22 protein-coding genes are annotated in these 23,793 nt (G+C 38.4%); all 22 read left to right on the top strand.

Features of this window, described 5'->3' with window-relative positions; genetic code table 11:
- The first annotated feature begins 114 nt into the window (after positions 1-114).
- Positions 115-1,314, top strand: coding sequence for a glycosyltransferase (locus tag ACESZG_RS02880; protein ID WP_173741932.1), 1,200 nt, complete (start codon positions 115-117; stop codon positions 1,312-1,314).
- A 9-nt stretch (positions 1,315-1,323) separates the two neighbouring features.
- Positions 1,324-2,583 carry a Coenzyme F420 hydrogenase/dehydrogenase, beta subunit C-terminal domain gene (locus ACESZG_RS02875; RefSeq protein WP_173741933.1) on the top strand — a complete coding sequence of 420 codons (1,260 nt, stop codon included), beginning with the start codon at positions 1,324-1,326 and terminating at the stop codon, positions 2,581-2,583.
- Between the two features lie 5 nt (positions 2,584-2,588).
- Positions 2,589-3,665 carry a polysaccharide pyruvyl transferase family protein gene (locus ACESZG_RS02870; protein ID WP_173741934.1) on the top strand — a complete coding sequence of 359 codons (1,077 nt, stop codon included), beginning with the start codon at positions 2,589-2,591 and terminating at the stop codon, positions 3,663-3,665.
- A gap of 303 nt (positions 3,666-3,968) precedes the next feature.
- Positions 3,969-5,147, top strand: coding sequence for a radical SAM protein (locus tag ACESZG_RS02865; RefSeq protein WP_173741935.1), 1,179 nt, complete (start codon positions 3,969-3,971; stop codon positions 5,145-5,147).
- 12 nt (positions 5,148-5,159) lie between these two features.
- Positions 5,160-6,314 carry a glycosyltransferase family 4 protein gene (locus ACESZG_RS02860; protein WP_211133445.1) on the top strand — a complete coding sequence of 385 codons (1,155 nt, stop codon included), beginning with the start codon at positions 5,160-5,162 and terminating at the stop codon, positions 6,312-6,314.
- Positions 6,311-7,456 carry a polysaccharide pyruvyl transferase family protein gene (locus ACESZG_RS02855; protein WP_211133444.1) on the top strand — a complete coding sequence of 382 codons (1,146 nt, stop codon included), beginning with the start codon at positions 6,311-6,313 and terminating at the stop codon, positions 7,454-7,456. The genes ACESZG_RS02860 and ACESZG_RS02855 overlap by 4 nt, the downstream gene beginning before the upstream one ends.
- A gap of 55 nt (positions 7,457-7,511) precedes the next feature.
- Positions 7,512-8,651 carry a glycosyltransferase gene (locus ACESZG_RS02850; protein ID WP_211133443.1) on the top strand — a complete coding sequence of 380 codons (1,140 nt, stop codon included), beginning with the start codon at positions 7,512-7,514 and terminating at the stop codon, positions 8,649-8,651.
- Between the two features lie 15 nt (positions 8,652-8,666).
- Complete coding sequence (locus ACESZG_RS02845) at positions 8,667-9,872, top strand: Coenzyme F420 hydrogenase/dehydrogenase, beta subunit C-terminal domain (RefSeq protein ID WP_368210970.1); 1,206 nt, start codon at positions 8,667-8,669, stop codon at positions 9,870-9,872.
- A 22-nt stretch (positions 9,873-9,894) separates the two neighbouring features.
- Positions 9,895-11,085, top strand: a complete 1,191-nt coding sequence (locus ACESZG_RS02840; protein WP_173741940.1) for a glycosyltransferase — start codon at positions 9,895-9,897, stop codon at positions 11,083-11,085.
- 15 nt (positions 11,086-11,100) lie between these two features.
- Complete coding sequence (locus ACESZG_RS02835) at positions 11,101-12,144, top strand: glycosyltransferase (RefSeq protein WP_211133441.1); 1,044 nt, start codon at positions 11,101-11,103, stop codon at positions 12,142-12,144.
- A 34-nt stretch (positions 12,145-12,178) separates the two neighbouring features.
- Entirely contained in the window at positions 12,179-13,339 is a 1,161-nt protein-coding gene (locus ACESZG_RS02830; RefSeq protein ID WP_368210971.1) for an O-antigen ligase family protein, read from the top strand.
- 17 nt (positions 13,340-13,356) lie between these two features.
- Positions 13,357-13,899 (top strand): serine O-acetyltransferase, encoded by a 543-nt coding sequence (locus tag ACESZG_RS02825; protein WP_368210972.1) that lies wholly within the window; start codon positions 13,357-13,359, stop codon positions 13,897-13,899.
- 31 nt (positions 13,900-13,930) lie between these two features.
- Positions 13,931-15,478, top strand: coding sequence for an oligosaccharide flippase family protein (locus ACESZG_RS02820; protein ID WP_173901771.1), 1,548 nt, complete (start codon positions 13,931-13,933; stop codon positions 15,476-15,478).
- 428 nt (positions 15,479-15,906) lie between these two features.
- Positions 15,907-16,863, top strand: coding sequence for an alpha/beta hydrolase (locus ACESZG_RS02815; protein ID WP_368210973.1), 957 nt, complete (start codon positions 15,907-15,909; stop codon positions 16,861-16,863).
- A 1-nt stretch (position 16,864) separates the two neighbouring features.
- Positions 16,865-17,767 (top strand): sugar phosphate nucleotidyltransferase, encoded by a 903-nt coding sequence (locus ACESZG_RS02810; RefSeq protein ID WP_368210974.1) that lies wholly within the window; start codon positions 16,865-16,867, stop codon positions 17,765-17,767.
- Between the two features lie 6 nt (positions 17,768-17,773).
- The gene (locus tag ACESZG_RS02805; RefSeq protein WP_173741947.1) at positions 17,774-18,385 is read left to right on the top strand and encodes a VanZ family protein; all 612 of its coding nucleotides are present in this window, start codon (positions 17,774-17,776) and stop codon (positions 18,383-18,385) included.
- A gap of 168 nt (positions 18,386-18,553) precedes the next feature.
- Positions 18,554-18,898: a hypothetical protein gene (locus tag ACESZG_RS02800; RefSeq protein ID WP_118610515.1), complete on the top strand. Its 345-nt coding sequence runs from the start codon at positions 18,554-18,556 to the stop codon at positions 18,896-18,898.
- Between the two features lie 63 nt (positions 18,899-18,961).
- Positions 18,962-19,291, top strand: a complete 330-nt coding sequence (locus ACESZG_RS02795; RefSeq protein WP_173741948.1) for a hypothetical protein — start codon at positions 18,962-18,964, stop codon at positions 19,289-19,291.
- Positions 19,292-19,397: 106 nt separating this feature from the next.
- Positions 19,398-19,781 (top strand): VOC family protein, encoded by a 384-nt coding sequence (locus ACESZG_RS02790; RefSeq protein WP_173741949.1) that lies wholly within the window; start codon positions 19,398-19,400, stop codon positions 19,779-19,781.
- A gap of 1 nt (position 19,782) precedes the next feature.
- Positions 19,783-20,556, top strand: coding sequence for a hypothetical protein (locus ACESZG_RS02785; protein ID WP_243872340.1), 774 nt, complete (start codon positions 19,783-19,785; stop codon positions 20,554-20,556).
- 111 nt (positions 20,557-20,667) lie between these two features.
- Positions 20,668-20,850, top strand: coding sequence for a hypothetical protein (locus tag ACESZG_RS02780; protein WP_173741950.1), 183 nt, complete (start codon positions 20,668-20,670; stop codon positions 20,848-20,850).
- 553 nt (positions 20,851-21,403) lie between these two features.
- Positions 21,404-22,366, top strand: a complete 963-nt coding sequence (locus ACESZG_RS02775) for a hypothetical protein (protein ID WP_368210976.1) — start codon at positions 21,404-21,406, stop codon at positions 22,364-22,366.
- The last annotated feature ends 1,427 nt before the right edge of the window (positions 22,367-23,793 follow it).

The following is a 23,793-nucleotide window of genomic DNA, read 5'->3' as shown; positions in this document are numbered from 1 at the left end:
TCAGTATCACTACCTGCGTTTGTATGGAGCACTCTGGTTTATGAACAACACATTGGAAGTGTTTCATCTGAACAGAGGCAGTGAAATAGAACATAGAATAAGGAGAAATACAACGTGAGGACGCTGATTTTGAATAAATTTCTGCACCGAAACGGCGGAAGTGAGACGTATATATTCAAATTGGGTGAGGCACTGGAGCAGCATGGACACGAGGTTCAGTACTTCGGTATGGAACACGAAGGCCGCTGCGTGGGCAACCGTGTCAATGCTTATACATCTGATATGGACTTCCACGGCGGCAGCAAACTGAGCAAGCTGACTTACCCGATCAAGACCATCTACAGCAAAGAAGCAAGAGTGCAGCTGCGGAAAGTTCTGGACGACTTCAAGCCGGATGTCTGTCACCTGAACAACTTTAACTACCAGCTGACACCTTCCATCATTCTGGAAATCGTGAAGTGGCGCAAGGAGACCGGAAGAGATTGTAAGATCATCTTCACGGCACATGACTACCAGCTGGTCTGCCCGAACCACATGCTGAACAATCCGAATACTCACCAGAACTGTGAGAAGTGCCTCGGCGGCCATTTCGTGAACTGCATGAAAGACAAGTGCATTCACGGTTCCACGGCGAAATCTGCCATCGGTATGATGGAGGCTGAGTTCTGGAAGTGGAAGGGCACCTACAAGTACATTGACACCATGATCTGCTGCTCGGAGTTCATGAAGAGCAAGATGGACAGCAATCCTCTGTTTGCAACAAAGACCGTGGCAATGCACAACTTTATCGATAAGGTGGAGTGGAAAGAGACTCCGAAGAAGGATTACGTCCTCTACTTCGGCCGCTTCTCGGAGGAAAAGGGCATCGGCACACTTATTAAGGTCTGTAAGGAACTGCCGGATGTGCAATTCATCTTTGCCGGTACTGGCCCGCTGGAAGAGACAGTAAATGGTATTAAGAACATCAAGAACGTTGGCTTCCAGAAAGGTGAGGCACTGGAGAAGCTGATCCGAGAGGCACGGTTCTCCATTTATCCTTCTGAGTGGTACGAGAACTGCCCGTTCTCCGTGATGGAATCCCAGATGTATGGCACACCGGTGCTGGGAGCTGAGATAGGTGGTATCCCGGAGTTGATTCAGGTTGGCAAGACCGGCGAACTGTTTGAGAGCGGTAATGCCAAAGATCTGAAGAAGAAGATCGAGAAGCTCTGGGGTGATAAGAAGCTGTGTGCGGAGTACAGTGCGAACTGCAAGGACATTAGCTTCGATACCATTGATGAGTATTACGAGAAAATTATGAAGGTTTATAGGTAGGAGAAAAAAGTGAAAGGCACTATTTGTTGTGAGGAAAAGTGTACGGCGTGTATGGCCTGTGCAAATGCATGTCCTAAAAACGCTATTGGTATTGGCGTAAATAAATATGGATATGAAAAAGTAGTCATTAACGATGACAAATGTGTCGATTGTGGCTTATGTACCAAAGTGTGTGCTAGGAGAATGCAAATAGAACGGCACAGTCCAATCAAATGCTATGCAGGGCAATCAAGGGATGCTGAAAAACTGAAACGTTCAGCTTCAGGAGCAGCATTTCAAATGTTGGCAGAAATTGTTCTTGAAACAGGTGGAGTTTGCTATGGCTGTGCCGGAGAAATGATAAATGGCGAGTATAGAGCAAATCATATTCGGGTGACAAACGTAGATGAACTTCAATCTATCCTGAATTCAAAATATATTCTTAGCCATATAGGAACAACATATCAGCAAATCAAAAAAGATTTAGAAAATGGCAAACTGGTTCTCTTTGGTGGGACTCCCTGCCAAGCATTAGGACTGAAGTCTTTTTTGAACCACGAATATGAAAATCTGATTATTGCAGATGTAATATGCCACGGAGTAACATCAAAAACAATATTCAATGACTATTTAAGAGAAATTGAAAAAGAACAGAATATTATAATAACAGATTATATATTCCGAGATAAAAAAGCTGGCTGGGGAAGCAATTTCTGTTATTCCTACTATGAAAATGGCGATAAGAATAAAATCAAAATCAAGCGTTTTCCAAAAGAAGGAGGCTCACATGAAATACACTATTTGAGAGGAGATATTTCGCGTGAGAATTGCTTCAGCTGTGAAATGTCAAATACTAACAGAGTGAGCGATTTTACATTTGGCGATTACTGGGCTATAGAAATAGAACATCCGGAATTTATAGTAAGAAATGCCCCCGCACTTTCAATCCGAAAAGGCATTAACTGCATGATGGTTAATACTGAGAAGGGAATGCAGTATTTGTCTAAATTGCAGGAAAAGATGGTTATGTATGAAGTAGATCTGGCTTCTATAACACGACATAACTCGAATCTTTTAAAGCCATCAAAACGTGGTAAAGCGCGTGATGCTGTATTAGAAAACTACTATATGGAGGGATACAAAAAAATAGAAGAAAACTATAACGATACAGTTGGAAAGAAAAGAACGGTCTATGCGGCGAAGAATATGATTAAGACGCATATTCCAGATAAGCTGAGAGTTCAGATTTATCGAATGAAATTTTTAAGAAAACTGTTATCGGGAGAGTGATTAAAATGAAAATATCAATTAATTCCACATATAGTTATATTCGGACAAATATCAATTACGGATCAACCCTACAGTGTTATGCATTACAGAAGTATTTGAAAAAAAGGGGACATGATCCAGAACATTTAAGGGACTATCGTGCCAATCCGGTTTTGATTCTGAAAAGGCTGAAAAACATTAAATGGTTTAAGCCTTTCTGTGCCAAGGCAGTTGCACAGTTTGAAATGGGACGATTTATTAAGGACAATATTGCTGTATCCACGAAGGGTTATATTTCGGAAAAGGCAATGTATAAAAATTGTCCGAAGGCAGACTGCTTTATTGCGGGGAGTGATCAAATCTGGAGAAATCCAACGGGAAGTAGATTCTTGAATTATGCTCCAGATGAGGCAATCAAACTTTCATACGCTGCAAGCTTTGGCAGAACCTCTTTACCAAAAGAAATAGCTGAAAAAATCAAGCCGTGGCTGAACAGATTCGATGGTATTAGTGTGCGAGAAAAGACCGCAGTTAATATGGTCGAGTCAATCGTGGATAAAGAAGTAGTTCAAGTTCTTGATCCAACGCTTTTGCTTGATATGGATGAATATCCATATGCAAACATTGAAGAAAAAAATTATTGCTATTGTTATTTCTTGAATCTTGGAGATAAAAAGAATGTTTCATTTGATGAAATAAAGAGATATGCAGCGGATGAAAATATGAAGTTAATAGTAACTTCTCCGTCTAATTACACATTGTTTTTGAATGAAAATCCGATTTTTCCAACTGTTGAGAAATGGCTTGGCCTTTATAAAAATGCTAACTGTATCTTTACAAATACATATCATGGAATGCTGTTTTGCATCATTTTTAAAAAGCAATTTTTGTTCTTTGTGCAGAAGGGATCGGGTGCTGCTGAAAATGATCGATTCTATTCATTGATGTCGATGTTGCACTTGGAAGATCGGATGGTCACATCAGGGGATGCCGCGTGTATTTCTGAAAAGATGAAGAGACCCATTGACTACGAAAAAGTATATAGTGTAATTCGATCGGAACGGTTACGGACGGATGCTTTTTTTGAAAAATATGGAATGTAGTATAAAAAACTGTGAGAATCAAAGACACATATGAGTGAATCGTTGAAATGAGAACATGTGATATTACTGGTAATGCTTGGATACATGTCGTTTAAAACGAAAAAGATGAATGAGGAGGATTTGTGTTTGAACGGTTGATACCATCTTTCACAAACCTCGTTTTCCTTTTTATGCGGAGTATACATATTTACAGTTGTTATGGTTATCTACACTGTCTGATTTTATTACTAACATGTGCTGAGAGGTCCTTAAATAAAATCTGAACATTCATAAAAGAGAGAGTAAATAATAGGAGAGTTAATTATGTCTGAAGAAAAGAAGTTAAATGGTACGGTCATCGTCACTTATCGTTGCAATGCTCGTTGCTCTATGTGCAACCGTTATAAGGCACCTTCTAAACCGGAAGAGGAAATCAGCATCGAGACCATTAAGAAGCTACCGAAGATGTACTTCACAAACATCACCGGCGGCGAGCCGTTCATCCGTACTGACCTGAAAGATATCGTGCGTGAACTGTACAAGAAGTCTGACCGTATCGTTATTTCCACGAACGGTTTCTTCACAGATCGTATCGTTGATTTGTGTAAGGAGTTCCCGCAGATCGGTATTCGTATCTCTATCGAGGGTCTGGAGCAGACCAATAATGAGATTCGTGGCCTGCAGAACGGCTACCAGCGTGGTTACGGCACACTGAAGAAGCTGCGTGAAATGGGCATGAAGGATGTCGGTTTTGGTATGACCGTTCAGGACAAGAATGCTCCTGACCTGGTTCCTCTGTACAAGATTTCCGATGAGATGGGCATGGAGTTTGCTACGGCTTCTCTGCATAACAGCTTCTACTTTGTTGAAGCAAAGAACATCATCCACGACCGTCCGATGGTCGCAAAGAACTTTGAAAATCTGGTCAACGAACTGCTCCGCAGCAATAGCCCGAAGAAGTGGTTCCGTGCATACTTTAATCACGGCCTGATCAACTACATCTACGGCCAGAAGCGTCTGTTGCCTTGCGATATGAGTTTCGATACCTTCTTCATCGATCCGTATGGCGATGTTATGCCTTGCAATGGCACCAAGGACAAAGAGGTCATGGGCAACCTGAACAACCAGACTTGGGACGAGCTGTGGAACAGCCCGGAAGCAGAGAAGGTTCGTGCAAAGGTTCGCTGCTGCGACCGTGATTGCTGGATGATTGGTAGTGTAAGTCCTGCTATGCACAAGTACATTTGGAAGCCTGCTACCTGGGTTCTGGTTCATAAGTTCAAAGCTCTGTTCACCAAACATCCGTACAGCATGTATGAACTGAAGATTTGCCGTGACTATCGTGATGGCAAAGTCACCAAAGAGGAACTCGATAAGTGCAGCACCTGCGACATGAACTGTGTGATCAATAACGGTCTGAGTGAAGCAAGTAAAGAGCAGCTGAAACATAAGACCGGCGAGGAAATTGTGGATGCCGATATCGCACAGCAGATGGAAAAGTAAAAGGAGAGAGAGATGAAACGAGCACTAATAGTAGCGGCAACAGGTGGATTTCTAAACGGATTTTTGATTCCGGATATGAAGCTGTTGCAAGAAATGGGATATGAAGTACATTGTGCAGCAAACGGAAATTCAGTTTCTACTTTTGTACCTAAAGAGCGATTTGCATCTATTGGAGTTACGTTTCATCAGATCGATTTTTCATCAACATCTCCAGTAAGCAAAGAAAGTCTTACAGCATATAAACAGTATAAAGAATTACTGAATAGATATCATTTTGATTTTGTTCATGTCCACACGCCTATTCCGGGAGCAATTGTTAGAATTGCTACAAGACGCAAGAGAAAAGAAGGATGTGTAGTAGTTTATACTACGCATGGATTAACTTTTCCGAAGGGGTCTTCATTAAAGACAAAAATCGTCTATGGCGGTGTAGAGTGGTTTTGTTCATGGATGACGGATGGGATTATAACAATTAATAAAGAAGATTATACTCAAATGAAAAAGATGGCATGTAAAAATGTCTATCATATCAATGGCGTTGGAGTAGATACGTCAAGATACCATGAATGTCAAATAGACAGAGATAGGTATCGAGAGTCACTGGGGCTTTCAGAAAGTGATATTGCAATTCTGGAAGTTGGGGAATTGTCTACTCGAAAAAACCATAAAGTTATCATTGAAGCCTTGTCAAAAATTAATGACAAACACTATGTATTTTTGATTTGTGGGAAGGCTATGAGTAATTCGGGAACATATGATTTTCTGAAAAAATATGCAGAAGAAAAAAATGTGAGAGTAATCTTCTTGGGATTCAGAAAAGATATTCCAGAAATAAATAGATGTGCAGACATCGCAGTTCTTCCGTCATTGCGTGAAGGCCTTGGATTAGCTGGAATTGAGGCTTTGGCATCTGGAGTGCCTGTGGTTGGGAGCAACGTACAGGGAATTAAAGACTACGTTATAGATGGCCAAACTGGATACCTGTGCTCTCCTAGGGATGCGGATGCCTTTGCAGATAAAATCCAGTTACTTAGTGATAAAGAAGCAAGGTTTTCGATGCGGAAGGCATGCGTAGAAAAAGCAGAAGAATTTAGACTGGATATTTCTCATCAGCAGATGAAAAACATCTATAAGAATTTGCTGCGTGAACAGGAGAGAGTTAAATGATAGGTGTGTGTATTAAGTACTTTCATGAGAATTATGGTGGAATGCTACAAGCATTCGCAACAGTTAAAATGCTTGAATCTCGTGGAATTGATTATGAATTAATAAGATATAAGAAGAAACTTACAATAACGGAAAAGATAAGATCTGTTCCACGGTTATTGAATGGAGTACTTCTGAATGATAAATATGAAGCTTTTTTGAAAAAGCAGGGAATGAAAAAACATCCGGAATTTGCAAAGAATGATGCAGTTCGGATGAAGGCTTTTGAACAATTTAAGAATAAAGCTTTTACAAAATTATCTCCGGAGTTTTGTGGATATAAAGGTCTGTGTGAAGGGGCAAAACGATATGATGCAGTTGTAACCGGAAGTGATCAGCTTTGGTCACCAGCGGGATTGCCTACAAATTTTTATAATTTGATGTTTGTTCCTAATCATATTAGGAAAATCTCGTATGCTTCAAGTTTTGGTGTTGGTCAAATTCCATGGTATCAGAAAAAAAGAACAGCAGATTTTCTAAAACGGTTAGACTATATCAGCATGAGAGAAAACCGTGGAAGCGAAATAGTAAAAGAACTAACAGGATTGGATGCCCCGGTGATTTTGGACCCTGTTTTTAACTTTGATAAAGAGCAGTGGGAAAAGCTGATTCCAATAAAAAAGGAAATGGATGAGCCATATATTTTTGCGTATTTTTTGGGTGCGAATCCAGAATACAGAAAACAGGTTCGGAAATTAGCGGAATCAACAGGCCTTAAAATAGTGGCTTTGCGTCATATGGATCAGTATGTTGAGGATGATGAGAGCTTTGGTGATTATGCGCCATACGATGTTGCACCGGATCGCTTTCTGAATTTGTTACGTGGTGCAGAGTACGTCTGTACGGATTCCTTTCACGGAACGTGTTTCTCTATCATCAATGAAAAGAGATTTATGATTTTTAATCGTTATGCAAACACAAGTGCAACATCGAAAAACTCCAGAATAGATTCTCTCTGTCAAAATCTTGGTGTTAGTGATAGAAGATTTTCAGGAGATATTTCAACTATTCAGAAAAATATTGATTACGAAAAAGTTTATTGTAAATTGGCGAAATTGAAACAAAAAACAGATCAGTATATTAATGCAGCATTCATGGGCTGAGTATAATTGAATAAATGCTGCCATAAAACAGAGGAAAATTGCGGGAGGATAAATCGTGAACCAAGCAAAACATATTTTAGTTACAGCTCCTTTGGGGGTTGGTGGCATTACATCAATGATGATCAACATTCAAAAAAATATAGATAGAGAGAAAATTAATTTTGATTATCTTGTTTTACATGATCGACATGAGGATTTGGAAGATGTCGTTATCAAAATGGGGTCTCAAAAATTAATTGCATCTGCGGATGAGATAAGCAATAAATGGCATAGAGGTTTTGTTCGATGGTATAGATTATACCGGGTTTTTAAAGACAATGACATAAAGGTATTACATTTAAATGGTGGTCCCGCTTCGGATATGACAACGGTCTTTATTGCAAAATTGGCGGGAGTAAAGCATGTTACATTTCATAGTCATAATGCAGGAAACGCTGTATATCGAAATAAAATCTCAGTGGCGATGTCAAAAATATTCAAACTATTTATGCCCGTTTTTGTTGATGAATTTTGGGCGTGTTCATCGTTGGCAGCACAGTTTTCATTCCCGAAGAGTATTGTAAAAAATCAGAAGTATAAGTTTATTCCTAATGGTATAGCACTGGAAAAATTTTCTTATAATGTATCTCTCAGGAAAGAAATGAGAAAGAAATTAGGTGTGGAAGACAAATTTGTAATTGGACATGCCGGGAGATTTAATATACAGAAGAATCATGAGTATTTAATAGAAATGTTTTCTGCACTTCATAGTAAATGCCCGGATACAGTTCTATTGCTCTTTGGAGATGGCGAATTGTATAAGAAAATTCAGGACAAAGTTAAAAAAATGAATCTAGAAGACAGTGTCCGGTTTATGGGAACAACGGATGAAATGCCTAAAATGTATCAAGCAATCGACGTTTTTGTAATGCCATCATTCTGTGAAGGGCTGCCAGTGGCTGGTGTCGAAGCACAAGCTTCAGGATTGCCTGTAATTCTTGCTGATACAATTACAAAGGAAGTTGGTGTCACAAACTGTGTAAAATACCTTCCTCTTTCAGATGATAAGGCAGAATGGGTTCGGGAAATCCTGAATTTCCGCGGATTTAAAAGATATTCTCGCTGTGAAGAATTAAAGCGGGCAGGATTTGACGAAAAAGATGTTGCAAGATACTTTCAAAACTACTATTTAAAGGTATTGGAAAATTTGAAATAAGGGAGATGAGGACAGGTGATTACAATTAAAGATAAAAAAGATTGTTGTGGTTGTACGGCTTGCTATAACGCATGTCCTAAAAAAGCAATTGCAATGCAAGCAGATCAAGAAGGCTTTCTATATCCTGTGATTGATCAGAAAAAATGTGTGGATTGCGGAATATGTGATGCAACTTGTCCTATTATTAATAAAGTAGAAAAGAATCCTGAACAGACGAAAGGATTTATTCTGAGAATCAAAAACAATAATGTTCTTTTTGAAAGTACATCCGGGGGTGGGTTCACAGCTCTGGCAGAATATGTGCTGCATAATGGCGGCGTAGTTTATGGAACAGGCTACGATGAAATGATGAATGTCATTTGTAAAAGAGCAACAACGACTGCTCAGCTTCAGGAAATGAGAGGGTCAAAGTTTGTTCAATCTACGCTTGGAAATACGTTTGAAAGAATAAAAAAAGAATTGCTAGATGGAGCGTATGTGATGTTCACAGGATCTCCATGTCAAATTGCCGGACTTTTGCATTACTTAAAGAAAAAACCTGAGAACCTACTATGTGTAGATTTTGTCTGTCGTGGTGTTCCTTCACCAGGATTGTGGAGAAACTATGTGAATTTTATGGAAGAAAAATTCAACAGCAAAATGGTAGGAGCACGGTTCAAACATAAAACGTATGGATATCATACGACAACGATGAAAATTGATTTTGATAATGGAAAGACCTACTATGGCTCAGGGCGAGTGGATCCTTACATGAAGTCCTTTGTCAGTGAATTGGCTTCGAGACCATCGTGTGCGTATTGTGCATTTAAAGAATTGGAACGTCCGAGCGATATCACAATTTTTGATTGTTATGAATACGCAAAATTGACCGGAAGGGAAGACGATGATAAGGGATACTCTTCAATTTTTGTGCATTCTGAAAAAGGTAAGAAAGTTATGGAAGGGATTGCATCAAAAGTTGAATGTTTTTCTATAGATGCAGAAGAACTGGTTCAATATAATGGAATCATGGTTAGAAACAGTGCAAAAGCAAATGAAAAGCGGGATGAGTTTTATAGCTTAGCAGCAGAAATGCCAATTAATAAAGCACTTAATCAGGTTGCACCAATTACGATTAAAGATTATGCAATTGAGAAAGCAAAGAAATTTTTGTATTCGACAGGTACAATAAAATATATCAGGAAACTTAAGAAAAAGCACACGATAGCGGTAACAAAATGACATAAGTAGATAGGAGAAAAAAATGAAAGATGTATTGATTGTTTGTTATGGAATGGGATGTGGAGGTGCGGAAAAGAGCCTTATCTCTTTTTTGAATCGATTACCAAAAGATAGATGGAATGTCGATTTAATTGTCGCAAATCCTAACGGAATGTACATGAAGCAGATTCCAAGCACAGTCCATTTTTTAAACAATCAGTACGAACTGGAAAACTTTGCCACGCCCATGAGCTTGCGTAGAAAGAAAGTGTGTAATGGCCGAGACTTGATAAATCAAGCAAGTTGGCAAATAAAATCAAGATTTTTATGCAAAAATCTAAGTTGGAACGAGAAAAGATGGGAATTATGGGGAAAGCATCTGCCAAAGCTCAAAAAAAGATATGACTTGGCAATTTCTTACATGAATGGCCCGACAAACTATTATGTGATTGATAAGGTTACGGCTAAAAAGAAGATTCTTTGGATTCATAATGAATTTGAAAAGTTGGATGTAAACTATGATTATGAGAGAAATTATTATGAAAAAGCGGATCGAGTTGTAACCATTTCTCAGGATTGCGTTGATAGTTTTGCCAGAGTTTATCCGGATCTTAGAAAAAAGGCTCTTGTGCTTGAAAATATTTCTTCACCAGAAACAATTCGGAATGCTGCAAAGTTGGTCCCAGAGGATGACTTTTTCCAGTATGAGGGACTAAAGATTGTATCTATTGGAAGACTAGCTCCACAAAAAGGATATGAAATTGCAATTGATGCAGCCGCAAAAATAAAGAAGCAGGGAATAGAGTTTGTTTGGTATATACTGGGGGAAGGAGAACTAAGAGCGGAATTAGAAAGACTAATCAAGACAAATGAACTTGTAAAAGAGGTAAAACTTGTCGGTATAAAGGAAAATCCCTATCCATATATTGCTGGTTGCGATATTTTCGCACAGACATCCCGATACGAAGGAAAATCAATTGCATTAGATGAAGCAAAAATACTCAATAAGCCTATTTTAGTAACAAATTATGCAACGGTTGGGGCTTCAATCAATAATGGAGAAAACGGACTAATTGTATCGATGAACGGAGAAAGTGTTGCAGAGGGCCTAATGCAACTTAGTGAAAATCAGCAATTAAGAAATCAGCTTGTTGAGAATTTGAAAAAAGAAAAAACAGGAAATGAAGAAGAAATTAATAAATATATTCAGCTGATTGAAGAAAATTTAAATTAAAGGGGGAAAGATATAATGACACCATTTTTCTCAGTTATTTTGCCTTCTTATAATGTTGAAAAATATCTCGATAGATGTGTTAAATCCTTTCTGGCACAAAGTTTCACAGATTACGAAATAATTATTGTGGATGATGGTTCTACAGATCGTACTGGTGAAATAGCGGATTTTTATGTTGGAAAATACGATTTTATAAAGTGTATTCATAAAGCGAATGGTGGATTATCCAGTGCAAGAAACGCAGGAATAGCAGAAGCAAAAGGTCAGTTTATTCATATGTGTGATGCTGATGACTGGGTTACCCCTACGTTTCTTGAAGTAATAGCGACGAAAGCAATTGGCGATATTGGGAGAGCGTCTCAAGTACCAGATATTGTTAAGTTTAACTATTATCGTCATGTGGATGGAAAAACAACATTATGTAAGAATATTCTTCAGGAGGGTTCCTACGATTCCGTGGAGGATATTGATTTATTAATGAAAGAGGCACTTAAATCGGTAAATTCATATGTGCTTTCAGCTTGGTCACATATTTATAGAAGAGATTTTCTAATAGAGAATAATTTAACTTTTGTTTCTGAACGTAAAGTGGGAAGTGAAGACTTTTTATTTAATCTGGAAGCACTTTCTTTTGCAAAGAAAGTGTATGCTGTAAATGACGCTTGCTATTATTATGATTTGCGATTTGGAAGTCTTACCCAAAAGTATCGTGAATCGCTTCCAAAGCAATATGTGAGCTTATATAGATCATTTATGATATTTATTGAGAACAGTCATGTAAGGAATAAACACATAGATGAGTTTCAAAATATGTTTTTATGGCAGTTGATTTTTGGTACATGCTTTCCTAATGAATACAGGAAGACAGAAAATCACTCGGTAGCAGATGGAAGAGTAAGGGTAAAAGAAATTTGTGGTATGAACGAAGTTCAAACCATTGCAAGAAAGCAGTTGAAAACTGCTAAGAAACCCAAAAGGATTTTATATTTATTAGCATTTATTTTCAAGCAGGAATGGATTTTTTTCCGGATATTTGTTGGAAAGAAAAAGAACAGTTAAACACATAATAGTAGGTGGAGTAAGGAGGATGTGCATGGTTGTAAGAAAAAAACAACTTATCACATTTATAATGACGGTGTTGATGTTTCATCTGTCATTCATAGCATTCAAAGAGGAATATTTTGTTGGATTTTTGAAAATCCAACGTTACGCTGCGATTGCGTTAATTGGTCTTGTTTTCATTAATATAAATGCGTTTATAAAAAAAGAAAACTGTTTGATAAATATCATTTTAATTCTTTTGAGCGTTAGCGTGGGATATTCGTCATGGATGAATAGGGATTTGTCGGGATACGGTTTGATTAATATTATATTTGCTGTTGTTAAAACTGTTGCACCATTTATTGCTTTGGAATATGCCTGTGAGGTAAGAGAGGAAAAAACTGCTATACGAGTTTTGCTTGCTTGTACGCTGATTTATTGTTTTATTGCAGATGTACATGGCTTTTCTACTGGGGTTATTGGACAGGATAAAGGCAATTTGCTGTTAGGAAACAAATTCAACTTATCATATTTACATATATTTTCAGTTGCATTATATGCTAATATGCGTGAAGAGAAAGCAAAGAAAGTAAATACAACATTAATCGTTTTATGGGGGATAGCATTTTTTATTGCAATAACATCGACATGCACGACTGCTGCGGTTGCATGTGTTTTGTTTGCAGTGCTCTATTTATTTCAGGAAAAGTTTGAAAAAATAATTTTGAATCCCATTGTAGCGATTGTATTGATTCTGTTTTGCGATTCACTTTTGTTTATTAATTCAGCTATTCTAACGTGGGGACCCATAAATAGTTTTATTGTTGATTTTTTGCATGAAGATACAACACTTACTGGTAGAATGACGATATATCAAAATGTTCTAAAACTTTTGATGATGAATCCGTGGTTTGGTTTCGGAGCAGAGAATAACCATATTATGTCGTATACGGTTGCTAGGGGAGGCAATACTCAGAATGGTCTGGCTGATATTATTGTTTCATATGGAATTGTAGGATCCTTTCTAATTTTAACGATAATGTGCATTGCAATGATAAAGCAAAAGGACAGATATAGCAAATCATATATGGCGCTGTTGTATACATTTATTGTCATTTCTATGGTAGAAATAACACTTGGTAGTTATTTCTTGATTGTTTTAGCATTGTTAATGTTTATAGGGAAAAGTACAAATTATGCAGAGGATGATTAAATTAGGAGGTGACAAACTTGTATATTATCAAAAGTAGAAAAGAAATGAAAGACGCAATCGACATGGATCGCAAGTATTACGATACCCAAAATGATTTGTTTATGAAAAGAACCAATGATCATTTGGTTCAAATAAAAAAGTATATGTATTGCTTACGCCATGAACAATATTATATCTCAAAAAATAATAAGCTTGGTAGACTTTTGAGACTATATTGGGCAAGAAGAAAAAATACGATTGGAAACAGAATTGGTTTTTATATTGGAGCAACTGTTTTTGAACCAGGGATTACGATTTATCATCACGGAACAATTATCATAAATGGTAATGCTGCAATAGGTCAAGGATGCTGTCTGCATGGTAATAATTGTATTGGAAATGATGGAAAAAGTGGAGGAGCGCCAGTTATTGGTAAAAATGTTGATATTGGATTTGGTGCAGTAATAATCGGAGATATTCAAATTGCTGATAACTGTAAAATTGGTGCGGGTGCAGTTGTTGTGCATAGTTGTTTGGAAGAAGGAGCTACACTTGTAGGAGTTCCAGCAAGAAGAGTATAGAGTGGGAAGATAAGGAGCAAAGCATTTAGATATGGCGAACAGTAGAACTAGAAACGCAACAAGAAATATGATGTTTGGTACGCTTCTAAAAATTTATCAAATGATAGTTCCGTTTTTAATGAGAACTGTAATGATCTATTTCATGGGCGTTCAGTATGTTGGTTTAAATAGCTTGTTTACATCAATTCTTCAAGTGCTAAATTTGGCAGAATTGGGTGTTGGAAGTGCAATGGTGTACAGCATGTACAAGCCAATAGCAGAGGAAGATACTGCTACGATATGTGCATTGATGAGACTTTATAAAATATATTATAGAATTATAGGATGTGTCATTGCAGTAGCGGGTTTATTAGCGACGCCTCTTATCCCTTTTTTTGTAAAAGGAAGTATTCCAGAAAATCTTGACTTACATATATTATATTTATTAAATTTGGCGGCAACTGTTTTCTCGTATTGGTTGTTTGCATATAAAAACAGTTTGCTGATGGCGCATCAGAGAACCGATGTGACTAGTAAAATTTCATTGGCAATTAATACGGTTCAGTTCCTGACACAATTCCTTATGATATATGTGTTTAGAAATTATTATCTGTATTTAATTGTTGCAATTGTTAGCCAAATCACAAATAACATCATAACTTCTATAATTGTATCTAAAATGTATCCTGATTATTATCCAAAAGGAAAATTAGATGCAAATACAGTGGGCTCGATTAATGGACGTATAAAAGATTTGTTTATCGCAAAGTTCGGAGGGGTTGTTTTAAATTCGGCTGATACAATAGTTATTTCAGCGTTTTTAGGATTGACTCTTTTAGCAGTTTATCAGAATTATTATTTTGTAATGTCTTCCGTATGCGGAATAATGGAAATACTTTTAACTTCTATTACAGCAGGATTGGGAAACAGTTACATAACTGAAAGCAAGGAAAAAAATTATACAGATTTAAAGAAAATTACATTTATGTTTTTTTGGTTAACAGGAATGTGCACAAGCTGCTTTTTGGGAATATTTCAACCTTTTATGAGACTTTGGGTTGGTGAAAAGTTTTTAATGGGGTTTTCAGTTGTAGTGTGTTTATGTGTCTATTTTTATTTATATGAAACGACAAGACTGCTTAATGTTTTTAAGAATGCCGGAGGAATTTGGCATGAGGATAGATTTCGACCGTTAATTTCCGCTATAGTAAATTTGGCTTTGAACTTAATTTCTGTTAATTATATTGGAATATATGGAATTGTACTTTCTACAATTGTTGCCTTGGCAGTTATAGAAATTCCTTGGTTATTACAAAACATATTTACAGTTATGTATGATACCTCATTATTCAAGGATTATTTTAAAATGTTTGTATCGTGGATTATAGCCACAGTGTTTTCAGGTATAATCATCGCTGTACTGACCTACAAGGTGACTTTTTCTGGATGGGGTGCATTTGCCTTTTTCGTTGTAGTAAGTGTGTTAATTCCGAATATTGTTTTTCTACTTTTAATGCATAAAACGGAGGAATTCAAATTAAGTATTAGTATGGTTAATAGGATTACTCATAACAAATTGCCGATTATCAAGAACTTATAACTTGTAAAAGTAGAGGAAATGTCAAGTTAATTGATCACTATTGGATTATGCTTTATTTATGAGATTGGATAAAAGACAAACAAATATTAAGGTCAGATGAATGGCTTCAGATCAGTATGCTGGATAATATGGTTTTAGGGTACTCAAGAACAAAAGATTTGGATGAGAAAACGGTACAATCTGGAGTTGTTGTGCCGCAAAAACGTTATTTATCAAGCTTTGCAAACCCACCACGACAACAGAATAAATATATACTGTTAGATAAATCTTTACGTAAAAAAGATTTTGGACAGTTCAAACTGCTGTGTGATAGATGGAGGTATTTATAAATTGTAAATTTGCCAGAAATACCAACTTGAGTTACGAAAATAACTATTTGAACACGAAAAATGAAGCAATAATGTTATGTAAAAAGAATGAAATCAAAAGTGAAGAGAAAAAAAGTATACTTCATAACAGTTGTTATTGGATTTGCTATATGCATGGTCGGAGTTATATTTGGAAGCCGATTGGTATTTCAGCGAACCTGCGAAAGAAGAACTACTCCATGGTCAGATTTAGGTACTGCAGACGATGATGAATATAGAATTCTCATAGATGCATATAAAATAAAAAATCAATCAAATGAAACTGTTATGATACAAGCATTTGATAATACAAAACTGATAGGTCATTATTATGAAAGAGAAAAAGGTGCGCCTTTAATTGTGTTTTTTCATGGATTGTGGGGGCACAGTTATTTGGATGGCGTGCCAATATATAGAATTACACAAAAACACAATTGGAATCTTCTACTATGTGACTTACGCGCACAGGGAGATAGTGAAGGGGAATTCTCAACATTAGGAGTGCTAGAAAAATATGATTGTCTTGATTGGGTAGAATGGGCACAAAATCGCTTTGGAGATAAAAATCCTATTTTTCTTATGGGAGTTTCAATGGGAGCATCAATTGTGATGATGAGCAGTGATTTGGAGTTGCCTGATTCAGTATATGGAATTATTGATGACTGTGGTTTTACATCTACATTGGACGTGATAAAGCAGAATAATAACAAGCAAATATCAAAATACATACCCAAAAATCTATTTCCTACTATGCTTAATGTAGGAACAAAGATTTGGGGGAGTTTTGATTTATCAGACGCAGATGCGTGTAAGGCTTTAGCACATACCGATATTCCTCTTTTAATCATTCACGGTGACGAAGATATGCAGGCACCTTTATCTATGGCTTATAAACTATACGATAGTTGTAATGGTGAAAAGCAGTTATATATAGTTCATGGGGCAGATCATTCAGAAAATTATAGAAAAGACCCGGGAGGATATGAGAAAATTGTAACAAAGTTTATTGAAGAACGCATTGAAAGAAAGGATGACTAAAATGAAAACAACATTACTTATCATGGCTGCTGGTATCGGTAGCCGCTTCGGAACGGGAATTAAACAATTGGAGCCGGTGGATGATGCTGGACATATCATTATGGACTACTCAATCCATGATGCGATTGAGGCTGGCTTCAATCATGTGGTCTTTATAATCCGTAAGGATATCGAGAAGGAATTCAAAGAGGTCATCGGTGATCGCATTGCCTCCATTTGCTCTTCTCATAATGTAACTGTTGACTATGCTTTTCAGGATATTAACGATATCCCGGGAACTCTGCCAGAAGGCCGGACAAAGCCGTGGGGAACCGGTCAGGCTGTGCTTGCTGCTAAAAATGTGATTGATACCCCGTTCATTGTGATCAATGCAGACGATTACTACGGCAAGGAAGGTTTTAAGGCTGTTCATGAGTATCTGGTGAATGGCGGCAAGTCTTGCATGGCTGGCTTTGTGCTGAAGAACACACTGTCTGATAACGGTGGTGTGACCCGTGGTATCTGCAAGATGGATGAGGATAACAACTTGACTGAAGTTGTGGAGACCAAGAACATTATAAAGACTGCAAATGGAGCAGAGGCAGATGGTGTGGCTGTCGATGTAAATTCTCTGGTATCCATGAACATGTGGGGATTAACTCCTGATTTTCTGGATGTGCTGGAGGAGGGCTTCAAGGAGTTCTTCGAGAAAGAAGTCCTGTGCAATCCGCTGAAAGCAGAGTATCTGATTCCTATCTTCATTGGTGAACTGCTGGAGCAGGGAAAGATGTCTGTCAAAGTATTGAAAACAAACGATACCTGGTACGGCATGACCTATCACGAGGATGTAGCAGCAGTAAAGGATAGCTTTAAAAAGATGCTGGAGAACGGTGTGTACAAGGCTGACTTGTTCAGTGATCTGTAAACAGCGATGAAAGAAACGATTGATTTACTCGGAAAGATCCTCACAAACATCCTGACTGCTCTCTATGAGCCATTTGGATTTTCACTCCTGCTTTCCTTCCTAGCCATGTTTTTCTATCTTTATGCTTATGAACCTACCGAAGCCGGCAAAGGTTGGAAAAATGCCATAGTGACATGGTATCAGAAGTTTAAAGAGAGCGTGTTCTTCAGAAAACTATTCTTCTTGGCTTTTTTGACCTCACTTATTCTGTTCCGAACCCTGTTAAACCGTCAGCTGTGGATGAATCCTTTATCCAATGTCATGGGTGGCTGGGGCATCTGGGAGACTGTGAATGGCGAACAGAAGCTAACAACGGAGTGCATCGAGAACGTAATCATGATGGTACCGTTTTCAGCGGTAGTGATGTGGACATTCGAAGAAAAGATAGGAAACGGCTGGAAGAAGATCCTATGGCAAAGCTGGAAGATAGCATTTTGCTTTTCGATAAGCATTGAAATGCTACAATTATTGCTTCGCTTGGGTACATTTCAGCTATCAGACATCTTCTATAACACAGTCGGCGGAGTGCTCGGTGGATTGATGTATTGTGTGGTGATGAAGGCAAGAAAACGTCTATAAAACTGGATGAAATTGTGATATACTGGGAGCGGTAGCTCCCTACGCTGCTCGGATAATCACACACCTCTCCGTGGTGAGCAGCAGGCAACGATCTTACAATCGGCGAAGATGTGAGAAAAGATAGTTGAAAATGAATCATACTACCCAAAAGAATAGGGGGTGTGTATTATGGGAATCTTGTCACTCTTTCAAAGAAAACAGAAAAATACACAAGTAGTTCTAAAAAGTAATACTTCTTTGGAAAGGGCAGCAGACAGTATTCTTAGCCAAAGAGGAAAGCAAATAGTAGATGGACTAAACAAACCCACAGCAAGTACCGGAACTCCGATGGATAAATTACATGGTGGAGCAAAAAGGATGGCTCAAATGTCAAACATAGGTGGTGGCTCAAAAGCAACTGGTGGAGGTGGCGTTGATGAAGGAATGAAAGCAATGCTACAATACACACAGGCCAACACTGTGAAAAAGATGGTGTCGCAGAGCGAGAAGAAAAAGATTTCAGGTAAGAAGTAATATTGCCCTCACCCAAACACAGTGTTATACTTAAACCACTAAAAAGGAAAGAGGTTATCACCTATGCCCAGAACAAAAGGCAGCAAAAACCGTCCCAAAACTACCCATACCGACTACGCATCTCAGATCACGGAGAAGCAGGAATCTATCACTTCCCTGACTGCTGAGATTTCATCCATCACCGCAAACATTGACACTTTGAAGGCTGATCTGAAAGAGAAGAAGACTGCTCTGAAGAAGGCCGAAAAAGAAGTGGTATCCTTGGAAGCGAAGAAGGCAAAAGCAGATGCTAAGGCCGCTGAAGAAGCGAAGAAGACCGAAGTAGAGGCTGTGCTGAAGAAGCTGCTGGCCAGCGGCATGAGTGCGGATGAAATCCTCGAAAAACTGAAATAAGATCGGCCGTGTGGACAAACTGAACTCCAGGGGAAGTTCACACGGTTTTTTTGAAGGTCGTTATATAGTTTATAACGGAAATAAAAGAAATGGAGTGTGACATAAAATGAATTTATCAAAAATACATCATATTGCAATCATCGTATCTGACTATGAAGCAGCTAAGGATTTCTATGTGAACAAGCTGGGATTCTCTGTCATCAGAGAAAACTATCGCCCAGAGCGTAAGGACTGGAAGCTGGATCTTCGTGTCAATGAACACACGGAGCTGGAGATTTTCGCTGAGGGAAATCCTCCGAAGCGTGTGAACCGCCCGGAGGCCTGTGGGCTGCGTCACCTTGCGTTCTGCGTTGAGAGCGTGGAGCAGACAGTGAATGAACTGGCGGAGGTAGGCATTGAATGCGAGCCAATCCGCGTGGATGATTACACCGGCAAGAAGATGACTTTCTTCCACGACCCGGATGGACTGCCGCTGGAGCTGCATGAGTAAAATGAAGAAAACCAGAAAGCCCGGTGGTGGTCGGAAGAAGCTGAAGCCGGAGTATGATGCCGGGAAGAATCTGAAAGAGCAGATGGATGCTGCTGTGGCACTTTATGGGGAGGAATGCTCCCTCCAATCCATCGCAGATGCGCTGAACCTTAACCCTATCAAAGTAAGAAAGCTGCTCATCACGGCCGATGTGTATGAATCTGAAGTGGCGGAGAAGGTGCAAGCTACCTTTCAAGAATACCGTGAAACACAAGACTACAAAACCTCTATACTCTCAACTGCAAACACTCTGAAACTTTCCAAAGCCTCCGTCACCTCGTACCTGCCATATCGGAAAGGTGTGTACTTCCCAAGCACAGCAGAAAAAGGGAAGATCAGTGTCGGAGCAGAGCGGCAGCGGAGATATAGAGCAATGAAGCGGTGGAGGGATGAGCCAACAGAAGAGAGCTTCTGGGGAGCGGTTCTGGCCTATGCTGGTGTGAAATTCAAAACCTACTCTGGCTTACCATTCTCTTACGAAATTAAAAAAGGTAGGAATGGCGAGTACACAAAAGAGCTGTGGATCGACCGCCGGGAGAAGAGTAAAAGTCTAGCGTGGAGTTCAGTGCTGCTGGCGCTGAAGAATATTAAAGGAGAAGTGGTAGACCGCCCGAAAGCTCTGGGCGATATCCGGGGAGTGACTTACATCTACGGAATGTTCTATCAGTTCGGATTGATCGATGTGCCGGATGAAGTGAAGGAGAAGATGGGGCATCCGAAAGACCGCAAAAAATAGGTTGCTATGTGCAAAAATCTACGGTAAGATGTGCCGTAACTGAGGATGTGAATCTCAGTTGGGAAGGATGGTAGCATTATAGAAAAATTGAAGGAAATGCTGGAGGAGTATTTGAAGAAAACAGAGCCGGAGTATTATCCGCCAGTGGAGAATCTGCTGAATCTGATCTACGAGCATTACACGGAGAACAACCCAGTAGAGAAAAACACAGTTGCCGGGAAAGCAGCAAAGGCCAAGGAAAAGGAACTGGAAGAGTTGAAAATGTCTGGGTCTGACACCATGAAGTATAAATAAAAAGAATGAAGCAGCGCTAAAAGATCTATAAAAGAACAATAAAATCGGATATGGAGTGGTAAGAGAGAAGAAAAAAGCCAGAGAAAGAGTGAGCAGAAAATTATAGTGTAAGTAGTTTATTGACAAAAGAGATAAGAGGTCATATGATAATGGTGCATGCGTTGGTAGATTTTTAGACGAGCACAAAAAAAGGGTAAAAATGGTAATTTACAGAAAATTCAGTTAATTACTTGTAAAAATAGCTCTAGGAAAGCAGTAAAATCAAGGGTTCCGAGAAGCTACCGTAGAAACGAAAGTAAGCCCGAAATTCCGAAAAGAAAAAGAGAGCATCAGATATATCCAAGAGAAGAATTTCCGGATATGCTGATGCTTGACTTGTTTTTAGCTCATTTAAAGACAATGAGGAGCTGTCAGAAGAATATGGGGCTATCGTATAGATGTTTTGAGTTAAGAAGGGATACGTGGAATGAATAAGTAGAATTCTGTAGTTGCTATGTTCCCTCAAAAGATATATACTTAAATTACAAATAAAAGCTGGTCAAGGGAGAGACTTATGGATGTGAAAGACAGTATTTCTGTAACACTAAAGACAATAGATGGAAAAGAAACGAAAGATCAGTCAGCAAAGAATATTTTTTCATATAAACCAATTATGAGTAATATTCTAAAATATACTGTAGAAGAATATAGAGACTGCTCCCTGAAAGAAATTATGAATTGTATAGAAGGTGATACGATTCAGACAGGAACCGCGTTGGTAGAAGAGGATATGGCAAAAACCATACGTGGAAAGGATACAGAATTTCATACGACAGATGAAGCACCAGCAGCATTTGATATTCTGTTCCGTTCTTTAAATCCAAAAGCAGAAGGAAAGCTTCTGGTAAATCTTCATATTGATTTTGAGATACAGCAAAATTACACACCGGGTTATCCGGTTGTAAAAAGAAGTATATATTATGGCTGCCGTAAATTGTCTGCACAATTAGATAAGATAGGGGAAAATGGAAAAGGATATGGTCATTTAGAAAAAGTGTACAGTATCTGGATCTGCCTCGATAATATTCCCAGGAAACTGGAAAATACCATATCATATTATAAGATGCAGAATTACAAAAATGAGGGAATCAAAGACAAAGAGTTCCGAATTGATTCCAGGGAATCAGATCTTTTGGAGATTATAATAGTACGGCTCGGTGGAGAAGGACAGGAAGAAAAGGGACTTTTGGATCTCTTATATGGATTATTTTCCGGAAACCAGAAAAAAGTATTATCATATATTCCAGATTCGGATAATCAAGTTCGTCAGAAGGAGGTGTCTGATATGTTAAGTATGATTTCTTATGCAGAGGAAAATGGAATAAAAAAGGGCGAAAAAAAAGGTGAAAAAAAGGGTGAAAATCGATTAGGAGCACTTATAAATATTCTATTAAAGAATAAACGTTATTCAGATGCTGAGAAAGCATCTGAGGACGAGGTGTATCGTGAACAACTATATAAAGAATATAAATTATAGAAATGGGTGGTTATTTTGAAAACTCCGGGGACTTAAATTTTCGACGACTGGTGATGCTCGAAAGGGTGCTCGTTTCAATCGGAATTGGAGTCCGCATCCTATGAAGTCCAGGTTTTAGTTTTTGCCATTCTAAAGATAGTCTCAGCATATTGTGCTTTTGTCAAGGAAATTGAGGTCAGACCGTGCGTCCAGCAAAGGGCATGCAATCCGACAGGTGGAAATCCTGCCAAATAAGCTGTTAACCAACACACAGCATTTGAAGCGAGTCTTGGGTGTGTTGCAGTAATGTAACGTGCTAAGCGTAGACAGCAAGGTAGTAGGGATAGCTATTGAGCACCGAAATCCCAAGTATTTCCAGAGTGCCGACTCTGTGGTCTGAGGGGAAGGCAATATGTGGGTTTATCGATACGGTGAGATTTCACACAGCTCTGCGGTATCGGAAGGAACTATTCATGCTATACAAGGATTGTACGTCAACTGGAGAGAGCCTATACTTTCTCTATTTTAGAGAAAAGAAATGGAGTATGCTTACTCAACCAAAAGAAGAGAAGCAAAGGAGGTATAGGCAGTCGGATGGCTTCATAGTACTGATGAATGTGGGTAATGCCACGGGAGGGAAGGGAGCCCCATATGGCAATAACCAGGAAAGTAACTTGCGCAATACTTAGAGATTGGAGAAGCAAGAAAACAACTTTTTTGAGAAGAAAAGTGTTGAATACACAGAAATTTGACAAAAGATCAGCCATATGAAGAGCCGGATGCGGGAAAGCCGCATGTCCGGATTCTGCGAGGGGCGTACGACCGCAAGGGGTGCGTCTACTCGACCTATGAAGTACAACTAAAAAAGGATAAAGCATCACTAAAAGATCTATAAAAGAATTATAAAATCGGATAGAGTGGAAAGAGAGAAGAAAAAAGCCACCAGTGAAGGCGGCAGGAGTTTACTTGTAAAGTTGTTCTATAAGATAGTCAATGTTTGTTGAATATAAAGGTTTATTGTCCTTTCTAAAAAAGAAGAATCTACATTTCAGTAGACTCTTCTTACACGTAAGCGATATTCTACGCTTTGAAGCACCCCGTCGCTTACGGAAGTTAAACATACACGTTCATCATATCCTAGCCATGATGACCGGCAAGTTTTTGACTCATTTATAGTATACTCAAAAATCATTCAAAATGCAAAATTAAAAAAATTATAGCATTTGAGTCACTAGAGCTATAAAGCACTTTAAAAGGTTTGCCTTTCGGCTTTTTATGTAAAGATTCTCTTATCCTTATAAGAATCAATATATAATATAATAAGATTTAGGTAATTAAACAATATCGCATACATAATACAGAAAATGTACTATTTAATCGGAGAAAATATGTATAGAGAAAGAGTGAACGAAAAACTACCGACAGAATATTTGTTGCATGAATTTGAT

The sequence above is a fragment of the Blautia sp. Marseille-P2398 genome (genome assembly GCF_964240315.1).
Lineage (GTDB): Bacteria > Bacillota > Clostridia > Lachnospirales > Lachnospiraceae > Blautia_A > Blautia_A wexlerae.
Note: the sequence above shows the minus strand (reverse complement) of the source record. Positions and strands in the feature narration are given on the sequence as shown.